This is a genomic window from Sodalis sp. RH16 (genome assembly GCF_047324245.1).
Lineage (GTDB): Bacteria > Pseudomonadota > Gammaproteobacteria > Enterobacterales > Enterobacteriaceae > Acerihabitans > Acerihabitans ligni.
This window is the reverse complement of sequence record NZ_CP178737.1, coordinates 48,827-63,767: the sequence shown is the minus strand read 5'-3', so window position 1 is coordinate 63,767 and position 14,941 is coordinate 48,827. Positions and strand designations below refer to the sequence as shown.

11 protein-coding genes are annotated in these 14,941 nt (G+C 52.7%); 5 read left to right on the top strand and 6 right to left on the bottom strand.

Annotation, left to right across the window (positions count from 1 at the left end; translation table 11 throughout):
• The first annotated feature begins 31 nt into the window (after nucleotides 1-31).
• Both ACL2XJ_RS00300 and ACL2XJ_RS00295 read left to right on the top strand, forming a co-directional pair.
• Nucleotides 32-613, top strand: a complete 582-nt coding sequence (locus ACL2XJ_RS00300; protein WP_413725290.1) for an MT-A70 family methyltransferase — start codon at nucleotides 32-34, stop codon at nucleotides 611-613.
• Nucleotides 614-1,100: 487 nt separating this feature from the next.
• Nucleotides 1,101-2,414, top strand: coding sequence for an NRAMP family divalent metal transporter (locus ACL2XJ_RS00295; RefSeq protein ID WP_413725289.1), 1,314 nt, complete (start codon nucleotides 1,101-1,103; stop codon nucleotides 2,412-2,414).
• 44 nt (nucleotides 2,415-2,458) lie between these two features.
• Here ACL2XJ_RS00295 and ACL2XJ_RS00290 read toward each other — a convergent pair whose 3' ends face one another.
• Nucleotides 2,459-3,349: a LysR family transcriptional regulator gene (locus ACL2XJ_RS00290; protein ID WP_413725288.1), complete on the bottom strand. Its 891-nt coding sequence runs from the start codon at nucleotides 3,347-3,349 to the stop codon at nucleotides 2,459-2,461.
• Nucleotides 3,350-3,466: 117 nt separating this feature from the next.
• Between ACL2XJ_RS00290 and ACL2XJ_RS00285 the strand changes: the two genes are divergently transcribed.
• The gene (locus ACL2XJ_RS00285; RefSeq protein WP_413725287.1) at nucleotides 3,467-4,450 is read left to right on the top strand and encodes an NAD-dependent epimerase/dehydratase family protein; all 984 of its coding nucleotides are present in this window, start codon (nucleotides 3,467-3,469) and stop codon (nucleotides 4,448-4,450) included.
• Nucleotides 4,451-4,875: 425 nt separating this feature from the next.
• On the opposite strand, the gene ACL2XJ_RS00280 is transcribed toward ACL2XJ_RS00285, so the two are convergent.
• Together ACL2XJ_RS00280 and ACL2XJ_RS00275 are read right to left on the bottom strand one after the other, a co-directional pair.
• A complete protein-coding gene (locus ACL2XJ_RS00280; protein WP_132926498.1) occupies nucleotides 4,876-6,210 on the bottom strand; it encodes a gluconate:H+ symporter in 1,335 nt (444 codons plus the stop codon).
• 240 nt (nucleotides 6,211-6,450) lie between these two features.
• Nucleotides 6,451-7,341 (bottom strand): LysR family transcriptional regulator, encoded by an 891-nt coding sequence (locus tag ACL2XJ_RS00275; protein WP_132926499.1) that lies wholly within the window; start codon nucleotides 7,339-7,341, stop codon nucleotides 6,451-6,453.
• A gap of 142 nt (nucleotides 7,342-7,483) precedes the next feature.
• Here ACL2XJ_RS00275 and ACL2XJ_RS00270 point away from each other — a divergent pair, with 142 nt between their 5' ends.
• Nucleotides 7,484-7,711, top strand: coding sequence for a hypothetical protein (locus ACL2XJ_RS00270; RefSeq protein ID WP_413725286.1), 228 nt, complete (start codon nucleotides 7,484-7,486; stop codon nucleotides 7,709-7,711).
• 101 nt (nucleotides 7,712-7,812) lie between these two features.
• On the opposite strand, the gene ACL2XJ_RS00265 is transcribed toward ACL2XJ_RS00270, so the two are convergent.
• Nucleotides 7,813-7,959, bottom strand: coding sequence for a hypothetical protein (locus tag ACL2XJ_RS00265; protein WP_165934248.1), 147 nt, complete (start codon nucleotides 7,957-7,959; stop codon nucleotides 7,813-7,815).
• 671 nt (nucleotides 7,960-8,630) lie between these two features.
• Here ACL2XJ_RS00265 and ACL2XJ_RS00260 point away from each other — a divergent pair.
• Nucleotides 8,631-13,916 (top strand): hypothetical protein, encoded by a 5,286-nt coding sequence (locus ACL2XJ_RS00260; RefSeq protein WP_413725285.1) that lies wholly within the window; start codon nucleotides 8,631-8,633, stop codon nucleotides 13,914-13,916.
• A gap of 99 nt (nucleotides 13,917-14,015) precedes the next feature.
• Here the strand turns inward: ACL2XJ_RS00260 and ACL2XJ_RS00255 are convergent, their stop codons facing one another.
• Both ACL2XJ_RS00255 and ACL2XJ_RS00250 read right to left on the bottom strand, forming a co-directional pair.
• Nucleotides 14,016-14,147: a hypothetical protein gene (locus ACL2XJ_RS00255; RefSeq protein ID WP_413725284.1), complete on the bottom strand. Its 132-nt coding sequence runs from the start codon at nucleotides 14,145-14,147 to the stop codon at nucleotides 14,016-14,018.
• A gap of 310 nt (nucleotides 14,148-14,457) precedes the next feature.
• Nucleotides 14,458-14,934 (bottom strand): GNAT family N-acetyltransferase, encoded by a 477-nt coding sequence (locus ACL2XJ_RS00250; protein ID WP_413725283.1) that lies wholly within the window; start codon nucleotides 14,932-14,934, stop codon nucleotides 14,458-14,460.
• Between the last annotated feature and the right edge of the window lie 7 nt (nucleotides 14,935-14,941).

Here is a 14,941-nt window from a genome sequence, read left to right as displayed (position 1 = left end):
TTTTTCTTATTTTATAAAGCTGGGGTGCGGCGTGAAATTTAAGCTTATTTACGCCGACCCGCCCTGGCAATATCGCGATAAATCCAAGGACGGCGAGCGGGGCGTTCAATTCAAGTATCCCGTCATGACCGTTACCGATATCTGCCGGTTGCCGGTCTGGGATTTAGCCGATCCCGCATCCTGTCTGTTGGCGATGTGGCACGTACCCTCTATGCCCCTTGAGGCATTGAAGGTTGTGGAGGCCTGGGGGTTCCGCTTTATGACGATGAAAGGCTTCACCTGGCATAAAACAAACCCGTGCAAAGGGAATTCCGCAATCGGCATGGGCCATTTGACGCGCGCTAATTCCGAAGACTGCATGTTTGCCGTGCGGGGCAGATTGCCCGTGCGGGCAAGCGCCGGCATCTGCCAGCACCAGACGGCGCCGCGCGGCGAACACAGCGCCAAGCCCGATTTGTTTCGTCGCTTACTGGTGGAACTGGTGGGCGACGTCCCGCGTATTGAACTCTTTGCCCGAAACCGGGTACCGGGCTGGGAGAGTTGGGGCAATGCCTGTGACAAATCCGTCGAGCTTTCCGCCGCTATGGTCAGGAGTATAGGCCAGCAAAATTGAACATTGCGCTTAATAATTGTCCTGGTGATCTAAAATATCCTTTATTCCTTAAACAGTGATTTTGAGATAAACGTCATATTTTTTTTATGTCAGTCCCTAAAAAAAATTATTGGTCATTGCTCTTGGGAAAATTCGTTTTAAATCATTGGGTCCCTCGTAGGACAATCTCTATGCCACCCTTCGTCCTCCTTGCGAAGGGGACTGTTTCATTTGTCGCCGAATCGGTTAATGGCCATTGCCTTTTATAGGATTGCTATTGATTTTAAAAATTAAAAAAAATCATCAGAGCTGTATAAGCTTTTTTTTTATACGATTCTCCAGAGCACATTGATATCAAAATGAGCCGGGCTGTCAGTGGCATATTCATTAGCCGTGAACTAAAGTCAAAATGGATTTTTTGCTATTAGCGGCAAAGCCTTCCAGGCAGAAGTTTAAAAAGAGAGCAATAGTAAACGGGCGGACATACCTAGGTCTGCTCTGGAGTCATATGTCAAATACCACGGGCTTGGAAGGGGTGGAAGTTAAACCCGAAGATAATAAAAACGAACCGTCGAAATCTTGGTTGAAAAAACTCGGGCCGGGTTTGATTACCGGCGCCGCCGATGACGACCCCAGCGGCATCGCGACGTATTCCCAGGCCGGCGCGCAATTTGGCTACAGCATGCTATGGACGCTGATGCTCACTTATCCCCTAATGGTGGGTATCCAGATTATCAGCGCCAAAATAGGCCGTGTCAGCGGTCATGGACTCGCCACCAATATTCGCAGACACTATCCCAAATGGCTGCTCTATACCATCGTGGGTTTGCTGCTGATTGCCAATACCATCAATATCGGCGCTGATATCGCCGCTATGGCGGGGGCGCTGAATTTATTGGTAAAAGGTCCCGTCCGCTGGTATGTGGTGGGGTTTGGCTTAATATCATTACTTCTGCAGATCTTTATTCCTTATAAACGCTATGTGCGAATATTGAAATGGCTAACCCTGGCATTGCTTGCTTACGTGGCAACCATTTTTATTATTCATATACCCTGGACACAGGTCTTGATAAATACGTTTTGGCCGCATTTATCCTGGAAGCCGGCCTATGTTACGACAGTAGTCGCCATTTTCGGTACCACCATCAGCCCCTATCTATTCTTCTGGCAGGCCTCGCAAGAGGTGGAAGAGCAGCATGCCGATGACGAGGCGGAGGCGATTAAACATGCCCCCGAGCAGGCGACAACCAATTTCCGCCGGATTAAAATCGATACCTTCATCGGCATGGCGGTTTCCAATGTCGTGGCCTTCGCCATTATTTTAACCACCGCGGTGACGCTGCATATGCACGGGGTGACTGAAATCCATACCTCGGCGCAGGCGGCGACCGCGTTACGCCCCGTCGCCGGTGATTTTGCCTTCTGGCTGTTCAGCGCCGGCATCATTGGCACCGGCATGCTAGCGATTCCGGTTTTGGCCGGCTCGGGCGCGTATGCCGCCGCCGGGGCCTTTAAATTGCCAAACAGCCTGGAATTGAAATTCAAGTATGCCAAAGAGTTCTACACCATTATCGCCGTGTCGACCCTGATTGGCATCGGAATCTGTTTCATGCCCATTGATCCCATCAAGGCGCTGTATTGGAGCGCGGTAATCAATGGCGTTATTTCCGTGCCTATCATGGTGGTAATGATGCTGATGGCGGCGCGTCAGGATATCATGGGTAAATTTGTCATCTCCACCCGGCTTAGCGTATTGGGCTGGATATGCACGGCGGTCATGGCCATAGCGGTGGTGGCCATGTTTGCCACGCTGGGCAAATAAACCGGCACCCGGATCCATGGCGGCGGTGCCCCCGGTCTTGTTTTCTACGCCGCCGTATGCTGCTGAAGACATAGCGCCAGCGCATCAAAAACAGCTTTACAGCGCGGGCTGTTGCGCAAGTTTTCATGCATGGTAACCCAGGTTTCCAGCCTGAACTGGCACTGGGCGGGCAGCACGCGCACCAGCTCCGGGGACCGTCCGGCCAGCGCCGACTGATACCAGCCGATACCGCAGCCGGCGCGGATTAGCGCCAGCTGCGCCACATCGCTGTCGGTGCGATAGGTAAACCCTTCGCGTGTCCACTCCGGCAGCGATTTGCCGGCGGCCCGCAAAAAGGGCGTTTGCGTGTCAAACCCTATCAGCGCATGCCCCATCAAATCCGCCGGCGCCGACGGTATGCCCCGCCGCCGCAGGTAGCCGGCATGGGCGTACAATCCCAGTTCCACCTCCCCCACTCGCCGGGCGATAAGCGACTCCTGCTTTGGCGGCGTCATGCGCACCGCGATATCGGCTTCACGCTGCAGCAGGTCCTGCACCTGGTTGGTGGGCACCAGTTCAATCCTGAGCTGCGGATGCGATTGCCCCAGCCGCGCCAGCATCGGCGGCAGCACTTCTACTCCGATGACTTCGCTGGCGGAGACGCGCACCGTACCCGTCACCTCCCGGCCCCGGCTGGTGGCCGCGCGCGCCAGGGCCGCCGCGGTATCCCGCATGTCCTGCGCATATCTGCGCAGGGACAGCGCGGCTTCCGTGGGCATCAGTCCCGTCTGCGATCGAATGAACAGCGGCTGGCGGAACGATGCTTCCAGGGCCGTGATATGGCGACCCGCCGTAGGCTGGGTAATGCCGAGGGCGCGCGCCGCGCCGGAAAGCGACCCCTCGGTCAGCACGGCGAGAAAGGTACGGTAAAGCTCCCATCCGATAGCGTCAGACATACCTCTTCGCTCCTGTCACCATACATAAATGTATAGCCGATACGCTATCATCAACAATTTCATTTTACTACCGGCGGCGGCAGACTCTTTCCATTGGCCAATAGACTGAGATGAAAAATGACGAGAACGGACAATTCGAGAAAACAGGTCCTGGTGCTGGGCGCCACCGGCGGTATCGGCGGAGAAACGGCCCGCAGGCTTCGCGACAACGGTTGGCGGGTTGTGGCGCTGCATCGCCGGCCGCCGGATACCGGGGCAGGGCACGACGGCATCACCTGGCTGCGCGGCGATGCCATGAATAGCGATGACGTACGGCGGGCGGCCCAAGGGTGCGGCGTCATTGTGCACGGCGTTAATCCCCCCGGCTATCGCCGATGGGGGGAACTGGTCCTGCCGATGATCGATAATACCATTGCCGCCGCCATCGCTGGGCGCGCCACCATCGTGCTGCCGGGCACGGTTTACAACTATGGCCCGGATGCCTTTCCGCTACTGGATGAAGATGCCCCGCAGCACCCGCTGACCCGCAAGGGCGGCATCCGCGTCGAACTGGAACGGCGCTTGTATGCGGCCACCGGGCAGGGCGCCCGGGCGATAGTGGTACGGGCAGGGGACTTCTTCGGGCCGCGGGCCGCCAATAACTGGTTCTCGCAGGGCTTGATCGCACCGGGACGGGCCGTGAAGCGTATCAACCAACCCGGCGACCGCGGTGTCGGCCATCAATGGTGCTTTCTGCCGGACATGGCGAACACCATAGCGGCGCTGCTGGACCGCGGGAACTCCCTCGCGCCCTTTGCCACGTTTCATATGGGCGGCCATTGGGATGCCGACGGCACGCAAATGGCATCGGCCATAAGCCGCGTTGTGGCGCGCCACGGAGGACAACCGGCGCTGCGTACCTTCCCCTGGTGGCTGGTGCGGCTGGCTTCCCCCCTGGCGCCCACCCTGCGGGAATTGCTGGAGATGCGCTATTTATGGCGCCGCCCGGTCAGGTTGGACAACCGACGTCTGACGGCGCTGCTGGGCAGCGAGCCCCATACCCCGCTTGATCAGGCGGTGGAGGAGACCCTGGCCGGATTGGGGTGCATTCCATCAGGATAATGGCGCTCGCAGCAGGAGTGCCGGCCATGGCCACCAAGCATCTTGATGCGCTGGAGACGCCCCTAGGGGCAGGGTTATTCCAGCGGAGTACGCGTAAGCCAAGTCTGACCGAGGCGTGGCAGCAGTAACTACAGATGGTAAACCGGCTGTTGCCGGCGCTGGGTGACGTTGAAAATCTGCTGGCTTCGCAGCGGGCCGATGCCAGGGGTATTGAGACTCAACCCGCAATGCGTCCCCGGCCAAGACCCGCGCCAAGATCAATTTTCTTGTGGACGCCTTCCAGCAAAGCCCTCCCAGGGACGGGTAAGCTATTACCGCACCATGCTAGGGCGGGACACGTCCCGCCATCGTATGTGGCTATGATAACCGACGTCATAAACCGGGAGACTTTGTCGTGGCCGAAGGTCTGCTAGGTCCGCTGGTGTTCAGTGGACAAACAGGCTCAGCAGCATCACCACCGCCAGCCCCACCAGAGAATTTACCAGCTCCAATAATCCCCAGGTTTTAAAGGTGTCTTTCATGGAAATCTTGAATGACTGCTGAAATAAAAGAAACCCGCCGTCATACATCAATGTCATGGTATTGCTGCCCACCGCGCACACCAGTACCATCAAGACCGGATTGACGTGGAAAGCATCAATCATGGGCGCCACAATGCCCGCGGCGGTGATGGCGGCTACGGCGCCTTGCCCGGTCAGGATACGGATTATGACGGTAATGAGCCATGCCAGAATCAGCGGCGAAACCGGAATATTCCCCACCATGCTGACAATGGCGTTGCCGACGCCGGTGTTGATAATCACCTCTTTCATGATGCCGCCGGCGGCAATAACCAATAACACGTTTGATACGCCGGAGATGGCGACGCTTAAGGTGTCCGTAATCTGCTGGCCGCTTTTTCCCCTTAAAACGCCCAGTGCGAAAATGCCTACCAGCACGGCAATCAGCATGCTGATTTCGGCGCTGCCGAGAAAGGCCGCCACCTTGAACAGCTCGCTGTCTTTATCCACTATCAGCCGGATGATTGACGAGAAAATCATCAAGATGGCAGGCAGCAACGGCACCAATAAACTGATGCCGAACCCCGGCAGCTCGTTGGCGGGTTTGAACTCGGGGGGCGCCATAATGTCACCCAGCGGCATTTTATCGATGCCCGGAATGAATTTTGTCAATATGATGCCGGAACAGATTATGGAGGGAATGATAACTATCAGGCCAAAGATATAGACCAGCGAGATATTGGCATGAAACGCGGTGGTTAACGCCATCGGTCCCGGCTGCGGCGGAAAAATACTGTGCCCCATGGTTGCGCCGGCCACCAAAGGCACAATTAATCTCATATAGGGAATATTGGCTTTTTTCGCTATGCTTATCACCAGCGGCGCGGTAATCAAAAACGCCACCTCATAAAACATGGCCATGCCGAAAATAGTACCGATGATCAACAATGCATATTGCAGATAGCGCACGCCCAGCAGGTTGATAATAGTATCGGAAATCTGCTGCGATGCACCGGATTCCGTCATTAATTTACCGATCACGGCGCCAAAAATAACAATCAGGGTTAGCGTGCCTAAAATACTGCTTAGCCCCATTTGTATCGTGGCGACTATTTTATCGATGGGCATTCCTTCGGCAAATGCAAGAAAAATTGCCGAGACCATTAACGCCAAAATAGTGTGCATTTTGACTTTAACAATCAATATTACCAACAACGCTATCCCGACTAAAACCCACAATAAAGGCATTATATGCGCCATACTCTTGACCTTATTATAAATACTATGGATATGATCTAATTCTCAGCATGGCCTCAAAATTTCCTTAACGAGATGTTATCTGATAATGATCCTCATTTACTCTCCATACTACCATACTATGTTAAAGACGTTGAATTCTGTGAAATTGATCACAGAATTTTCACCATCGAAGCCTAACCAGGGTTTGAGATAAATTAATCTCGTTGAAGTGTTTATCAAGGGCGAAGGTAAACACAGCCGTCATGCCGCCGGGTCGCCTTCATTGGCACTCTGCACCATGGCGATAAAGAGATCCCGCAGCGGATCCGCCAGGGCGGGGTTCCAAAACATTCCCACGTCCCAATGGGCATAAGGGCCCCGCAGCGGGATCATATCTATGCCTTCGGGGGCAATATAAACCGTACTTTCCGGCACGACGGCTACGCCTACACCGGCGACCACCAAGGCCAGCATGGTTTGCAGGTCCCGCGTCCGCTGCACGATATTTGGAACGATGTGGTTAAATTCCAGAAACAGTTCTATTTGCCGGAACAGGCCCGGTCCTTTTTCCGCAGACAGTTGGATAAAGGGCTGCGAAGCAATGAGCTGATAGTCCTGGAGGTCGGTGGTTGCCGGTACCGTTTTTTTCTTCACCGCCAGCACCAGTGATTCGGAAATAAGTTTAAGTCCGGTAAGCGGCGGTTCCACCGGCATGCGCATAAAAGCCAATTGCAGCTGGCCGGATAACAGTTGGGCGGTCTGTTGGGTGGAAGAAATATCCTCCAGGCTGACGATGACATCCGGATAAGCCCGGCGAAAGCGCGCCACCCAGTCCGGCGCGATTTTAATGCCGGAAATGCCAAAACCGATGGCCAGATTTCCCTTGGTCCCTTTCGCAATATCGAGAGCATAATGCCGCAACGCTTCCCCTTGCTCCACCAGTTCACGCGCTTTCTCCAGCAGCAGCACTCCAGCATGGGTCAGTTGAGCGCCGTGTCTTCCCCGGACAAACAGGGTCAGGCCCAGCTCGTTTTCCAGCAGTTTGATCTTTTTTGACAGCGCAGGCTGGGTAATGAAAAGCCGTTGCGACGCCTCACGATAGTTTTGTGTCTCCGCCAACAGGACAAAGGCACGCAAGAGCAGAGTATCCATTCCAATTGGTTATCGAAAGAAGAGAATAAGTGATTATATTTAAATCGCTTTTTGCTATCTACTCTTTATGGGCCTCAGGGCGCGCACATGTGATAACCATCACGTCCCGCACTGGTTACTACCGGGGTTTACTCAGGAGATCATGATGTCAAAACAACGCTTTATCTTTTTACTGAAAGGGGAAGTGGTAACCCCGCAGTCTTTGGACGATCCGGACGCCGGAGAAATTATACGTGCGGCATTATGCCAGAGTTTCGCCATTTCACATTTGCACGTTCTGGCAAAAAACAGCCGTGAAGCGCTGGCGAAGTACCAACTGTTGAGCGAGGGGTATTCAAGTGAAAAAAGAATGGAGGTCAGTCTTTATTGAGCGTGAATTACTGCTTACCTGCAAATAAAAGCCCCTCCCCAGTAGCGATGCTCCAGGGAGGGGCGATATGATGAAAATTTTTGTATCAGTTAGCTGGGCTGTTATTCAGCGGTGTTAACATGATGGGCATTGCCCTGGCTTACCGGGTAGGTATGGGCATAATCCTGATAATCGTTCTGGGCGGCCATGGAGACTGCCGGTGCGACCATGGCGGCGATGAGTGCGAGTGCTGCGATTGTCTTTTTCATGATGGTATCCTGTGTTCTCGTTGTAAGGGTGAAAGCTTTTTGCTTTCGATGAACTAATATTAACGAGCATTAATAAAATAGTCCAGAAAAATTTTTTGGCTGATATGTTCAAAATAACTGAAAGAGTTATTCAAGACCGAATTTTCCCATACCGCTGTACAAACCCCTTGACTGTGGCGGTAAACCAAGCCTGAAGGGATGCGTAAGAATCAACGTTGCGATAGCCGCCGAGACGTTTATTGTGAGCCGGCCGGTGAAACAGCCTTTCGCCAATGTAATAATTTTGCCGACGGGTTTGTTATATTTCGGGGGTAATAAATTATCGCCATGGATATGTAATATTGAAGTTCAAAAGCACGTAAAAAATCGCTTTTCGAGATTTTTCTTGGAAATATCTCTTTAACAATAAATGTCTTTGAATTCTATAATCAGTCAGAGATGATATATTTTATAGCAATTCAGTTTATTCTGCAAAACACGATATGTAATTCTATATAAGAATGTATTTATATTGTATTATTGATATCTTTAACAAAGAAAAAACCTGGATAAATCTATTTTAATTAATATTTCTGCCACTATAGTCATTCCTTGAATAAGGTTAATTTGGCCATCGTTTTATACGCTGCGATCAAAATATACAATGCCTGGAAATAAGATAGGTACTCAATATGATGAATAACATTGATCGGTCAATCCATTCACCAGCGGTCTATCAGGGTCTCCAGGGGGATACCCCTAAAAAATATCTTAATCAGTATTTCACGGCGGCATATTCCATTAACCATGGCAATGTCCGGAACAATGATCGTTTAACCGGTCGCGATCTTTATTACCTTGCGCAAAGTCTGCAGAGTGAGAAAGTGACTCATTGCAGCCCCATGTCTGCTATAGGAGGATTGCCGGCAAAGCCTAAAAATTTAGCGGAACGGTTTATTTGCGCCCTGATGGTGTTGTCGCCTTGGCAAAGGGAAGGGCAGACGCAGGCAACGTTGCCCACCGGCGATAATAATCTGGCGGGAATCTACGCCGGTCGAACGCCAAAGATGTCAGGAGACCTCGTTATAGAGCCGCAGGCATCCCAATATGCCTCTTCGTCGGGGAACCGTCGCCATGATCATGCCGTGACGCGGAGACAAGGTTCTTCCTTAAAGGTAAAGCGCGAAGCGGCGCCTTCATCCCGGTTTGCCCGTTCCGATCCGCAATACATGCTCGGAATCTATTTAAATAAAAAAGCGGCGGCAAAAGTGGATCCCGAAAATGTCGATGTCAAGCAGTTGGGCGCCAAACTGATTGAAAGCGTCGATCGGTTACCGGACATTATTCCGGATGTTGCCCGCCTGACCCTGTACGGCAGTCATCTTTACGGCGAGCGACGGGGCGAGAACCTTACACCCCTGCAACAACGGAGCCTGATTGCGCAGGCTTTGTGCCGTTTTATTTATGGTGAGGAGAGCATCGTTCTGCGTGTCGTAAAGCTATTTGACGCCCAGCGCCATATTACCCACCAGGAATTTGCCGGAATAGTGCAATCCTGGCCCTATCCTGCGGGGTATGAGACTCATCAACGGCTATGGAGGGAAAATTACGAAGCCCTTGAAGTCCCCATATTTTATCTCAATAGCCTGTATGCCCAGTCGGATGTTCAGGAAGCCGGTAATAACGATACCCGAACGAGTGTTGATTTGGATAATCTGTGGGTCGGCAGTCTGACCTGGACCCTATTGCAATTCGGCGCCCGAGCAATTACTCAGGAGGATCCGGATAAGATCAAATCGATGTCCTATTATTCTCTGATCGAACTGGGTCTCGGGTTGGTGGGTATGTATCGCCAGGGCCTGCTGGCCTCCGGCGTGGAGCCGATTATGTATCTGGGGCTGCTGCTGTATTTTCTGCGCGCGCGGCCGGATCTGGGTTTAGGGGAAATACTGGCATCCGATACCGTTGACGCTGCCTTTGACGCGTTAAAAGCCGAGCTGGAGGCCCGTCATCTCACCGTCGGTAACCTGTATGACGGCTTTACGCACTATCAGGCCGCTTATCATCGGCCCGCCTGGCGCAGCAGGGAGGCGGCGGCGGCGGAATTGATTAAACAATCCTGCGGCAGCGCGGATGCCCGGTTGGTGACGCTGAGCCTCCCCAAGGGACATACCAAGCGGAGCGCGCAGACATCCGTCCAGCAACTGCTGCTGTCGCCGTCCAGTTTTTACTGTCTGGATAACGGCGAGCGGGTGCCCAGTCTGGATACGTTTTATCAACAGCAAGTGGATGCCTTTGCCGGTTCGATCCGGGATCTGGATAACGCCCTGCTGTCTGTGGCCTTTATGCCCAGCGACGTCCGGGATGAGACGTTACAGGCGGATGATTTGCGCTTTCTTCAGCGGTCGGAGATCAAATGGGTCATCCCCAAGCTGGAGTTGATCCGCCGGCCGAAGGATATGTTTTATTCCAGCGTTGTCTTCCAACACCTCGGCAAACCGGATGCGCTTTTTTTCCAGGCCAAACAGGGTGATACCGAACGGTTGTTTACGCTGCAGACCACTTCCCAGGGTTACCTTCTGCGTGAACTCAAACTTGGGCATCACGATTACAGCGCCCTAAAACCTTTTATGGTGGATTGGCCGGCGCCGGCGATGATTTCTCAATTCAAGCTTTCCATCTCCTCGATGCTGAACGCCGGCTTGATGAAGCGGTCGAACGAGACGGTGGCGCTTTTCCTGCAGCACTTCGCCGAGCGCCATTATCAATCCTATCGGCTGCAAATCCACACCAGGGGTTATACCGGCGGCGAGTCTGTGCCGACAAAGGTTTTGGACACGGTGGCCGGATACGTTATTCCCTTTTACAGCTGTATCAATTCCATTATCGATAACCAGCATCAAGCAGCCTTTGCCGAGTGTTTGGTGGACGGGGCCCTGGTGGGGCTACCTCTATTCTTTACCGGTGTCAAGGCCGGGCTGGGCCTGTTCAGGGAAGGAATGGTGGGGGCCGGTCAAACGTTAGGAGGGCCGATGTTCAGCGCCTCGAATCAGGAAATCTTCCGCAATGTTGTGCCTACCTCAGTACAGATTGCCGGCGGTATCGCCGGTACGAGCTCTTCAATGAGGCACTTCGCGGATGTCATGGGCAAACAGGCGCTCAATAGCCTGGACCCGGGTTTTGCCGCCCTGCGCTCATTGAGCATCGTGAGCAAGGGGCTTTATCTGGCGGTGCTCGGCAAAACGATAGTTGGACTCGGCGCGTTAAAGTCTAGGCTTATCAAAGTGTCAGGGGAATTACCCAAGATCGTTACCGAAAGTCTCGATCTGGAGGGGACGATTCTCTATGACGCGTATGGCAATACTCCCCTGACCCTGACAATAAAAGGTACCGATTACTCGGTTTTGCAAATACAAAACAGCAGCATGGTAGCGGTGGAAACCGGGGAACGCATGCCGGACGGCCATTTAATGTTTGCCCAACTGGATATTCATAGTCGGTTCGGCATTTATAAAAAATACTTTTGCCTGTACAGCGGCGATAACCCGCGCTGCCTGCTGACAGACTACCGCCATCCCGCCGTGCGGCTGGATGAGAATGCGTACGCGCCATCATCGCAAAGCAACCCCTATTACTGGTCGCTCTCCAGCAATCTGCCTATTCAAGTGTTGGTGGTATACCCGCTTCATATGCTGGAGTTCGGCGATCGGCAATGGTCGGCATTTGAAGTCAATCACCGCCGCTGGGTCCTTGATCATCAGACCGGCAACACTGAAGCCCTGGATAACAGCGACGATTGGCTGGCGAAAACAAACGTGAAGGGCGAGCGGGTATCGATGATTGAGCCCGGAATTGACGACCGGTCCTTCAGGCTGAAATTGTCTCCTTTGCGGCATCGGCGCAAACGGGATTTGACATTGCCGCGGGTTCAGGACTGGCGTCGGTTGCTCCATAATTACACCTTGAATGACGACGGTATTTTGAGCTACTACGCCAATATCCATAACGAAAAGGATTTGAGCGTCAAGATCGGCGAGGCGGATTATTATCTCTCAATCGAAAAAAACGCCTGCACCTTCTTGTTGCGCCATCCCAGCGAACCCGCCGCCCCGATGTTTCGCGTGGCCTATGTGATAGACGGCGGCGATTTTGTTTTCGCCTCGCCGGTAGAGCTTTCCAACTCCCACCATATCGGCGAATCACTACGAAAGAAAATTGAAGACAACCCGCAGGCCACGCAAGAACCTCATATTGATTTTCTGTTGCCACCGCTGTTTAACGGCGCATTTTGCTACGGTAATAAAATGTTCCTGAAAATAGGCGATCGTATTTTACATATCGCCCATTTCAATGGGATTTACCATACCTTATCCCTGAACGGGGATAAATCTGGCGACAAGTATTGGACGCTCCGTTACGAGTTATTTACCGGTAGTTTTGATATTGTCGATATCCAAGACCATTTACCCGCGAAAAATAATGGCATACGAGAGCCCCGTTCCCGCTTTGATCGGCTGGCGATACGAACTTATTCCAATCATATCTATCCTACCCTGGCGACACTGTGCGGGATGGATTATAGCGACGTTGATACTTTGCCGCTGCCGGAGTCCGACCTGTACACCCGTTTACGCCAGGTGGCGCTGCTGCTGCGCCTTGACGTGCAACGCCGGTATGAATTGCTGCATGCCACCAGCGTGGCGCTGCGCGCTTTCAGCATGGATCGCCACCTGAAGGTTGAGTGGAAAAATGATTTTCAGGCGCTTTCACTCTGGACCACTTTGGAGAAAGTTGTCTGGCTCTGCCGTTCCCATAAACCATTAGGAAGCGCCTGGAGCCATCGGCAATGGCGGCAGGACGAGAGCCGCGTCTGGCGTTTGCCCGCGCCATTACTGATAGCCCGGCGACCCGATATGCAGCTCTTTATCAGCGACAAGGAATACATCGATGGCCATAAGTGGCAAAAGAAAGACTATGCCTTGCTGCTGGAACGCGAGGGGGTGACGGTCAAGCCGCTTGACCCCGAAGGCAGTCTACGCCGCTGGCTGCCGGCGCTGGAGCATGCCAGCCAACGGACGATAGTCACAAAATTCGCCTTATCGAAAACACAGCAGCCGATATTTTGGATCGATCTTGAGGGCCAGATTTGGGCGCAAACGCCGGATGGGGTTAAGACCCCGCTGTATCGCCATAATACCGATCAGGAGATAGATGAAATTGTTACGTCGCCGGACGGCAGTATTGTAGTACTGATTCATATCCGCACGTCCCATACGGAGGCGGCGTTATTTTACAGCATGCCGTCTATGGGCTCACCGCTCGCGTCACAGGATCTCTTTCCCTATAAAGAGGCAAGCCTGGACGGATCGTGCGTCCCGGGCAAAGAGTGGTGGGTAACCGACACCGGCGACCTGTTTGCTCCCTGGGATGATGGATGGTCTTTTTTGGGCGAGGATAATCCCCACCGCGGCACTCCTGAGGGCTACCAGCCGGACTTCGTTTCCCCAGACCAGCGTTTTCTTGGCTATACCCGGCGTGATGACAGTACATTGACCCATGAAGTTGTACTGGATGATACCTTCGGCGACCGGCAGATAAAACTGCAACGCAGCCGGCCTTGTTCCACGGAAAGCTTCGGTATGGGAAGGCTGGCGAGCGTGGCGTTTTCTTCGCTGAACGCACTGGTAGCCCTAGGGTTTTCCGACGGTTATATCGAAATATTCCGCATCCATGATGAGGAAAACCAAGGCGCGGTGGTCTCCCTGGGCCATATCAGCCTGCCGTTGGCTGAGCTGCTCATCTCCGACACCCGCCATCCCAAGCCAAAGCAGATGGCGATGAAATTCAATAACGCCTTTGATCGCTTGGTTGTTTTTCATGACATCGGGCTGTTTAGCGTTGATGCCAAAGGGAACGGCAGCTATGTGGCCTCTGAAATTTATGTGGCTGATTTACAGGAGGCAGGCACCGGACCTTAGGCAATAGGAATTGATGACTTTCCCCTTTTCAATATGGGGCCGGGCCTTAGCTGTGTGGTTGGTTCACCGGCCCTCATTCTTTATGTTAACTCACTATGCTTAGTGTAAGGTAGCGCTGAGCCTGCCCGTGCCGATAGGGTCCTGGGAGACGGCATCCATCACGCTCTCCAGCGCATTGAGCGTCAAATCCAGGCGCGTGCTGTGTCGCCTTTGTTTTGCTCGGGTTTCCACCACCGGCTGCTGACTATGCAGAAGCGCGGAAACATTAACTAACCGTGCTTTCAGAGACAACGTATTTTTGCATCGGCATGAGAAATTTGCAGCGGCTGTTCAGAATATCGGTGGTATATGTGCGAGTAGCAATGAATAAAACAGATTTTTGGATTAGCAAATATCAAGGAAAGACGTTACAGAATATAGATGAATACTACACTATTAACGGTGTTTCTGATGAGTGGCTATATTTATGTGAATCTATCACTTTCAGCAAGCTATATTTATCAGTCCGCAGTGTGGACTGAAAAAACGCAAATTCATCGCATCACTTCAATAATTTTTGCATAAGAACCATGTCAGAACGAGGTTGTTTATCTGCCTCGGCAAAGCCAAGGGACAGATATAACCCCATGGCTTTTTGATTATCCCGATACACATTGAGCGTCAATAGGTTCATGCTGCTGACTTCGGTTGCTTTGGCGATAAGCTGTTGGCAAAGAACCCGGCCAAGGCCGTTCCCACGGGCTTGCGGGGATATGATAATACGGGCCAAATGGCTAATGCCGGATTCTTTTTGTACCACCTGACCAAATCCGAGGGGATCGCCAGGACGCTCAGAGTTACACAGTATATAGCTCCTTCTGGTCGCATCCTGTCCATTCAGTAACTGTGGCAAATTTTCCGCATCCAGTGGAAACGGTAAATTAGGCCCTGCCCAACGCATACAGGCCGTGGCATCCTCCACCCAGGTGGACAGGACCGCATAATCCGACGGAGTCGGCAAACCTAATATATAAGCCATACACTAT

Bases quoted from the DNA above. Each gene is read 5' to 3' on its own strand.
- ACL2XJ_RS00295 (WP_413725289.1), top strand. From the start codon at position 1,101: ATGTCAAATACCACGGGCTTGGAAGGGGTGGAAGTTAAACCCGAAGAT.
- ACL2XJ_RS00290 (WP_413725288.1), bottom strand. From the start codon at position 3,349: ATGTCTGACGCTATCGGATGGGAGCTTTACCGTACCTTTCTCGCCGTG.
- ACL2XJ_RS00285 (WP_413725287.1), top strand. From the start codon at position 3,467: ATGACGAGAACGGACAATTCGAGAAAACAGGTCCTGGTGCTGGGCGCC.
- ACL2XJ_RS00280 (WP_132926498.1), bottom strand. From the start codon at position 6,210: ATGGCGCATATAATGCCTTTATTGTGGGTTTTAGTCGGGATAGCGTTG.
- ACL2XJ_RS00275 (WP_132926499.1), bottom strand. From the start codon at position 7,341: ATGGATACTCTGCTCTTGCGTGCCTTTGTCCTGTTGGCGGAGACACAA.
- ACL2XJ_RS00270 (WP_413725286.1), top strand. From the start codon at position 7,484: ATGATGTCAAAACAACGCTTTATCTTTTTACTGAAAGGGGAAGTGGTA.
- ACL2XJ_RS00265 (WP_165934248.1), bottom strand. From the start codon at position 7,959: ATGAAAAAGACAATCGCAGCACTCGCACTCATCGCCGCCATGGTCGCA.
- ACL2XJ_RS00260 (WP_413725285.1), top strand. From the start codon at position 8,631: ATGATGAATAACATTGATCGGTCAATCCATTCACCAGCGGTCTATCAG.
- ACL2XJ_RS00250 (WP_413725283.1), bottom strand. From the start codon at position 14,934: ATGGCTTATATATTAGGTTTGCCGACTCCGTCGGATTATGCGGTCCTG.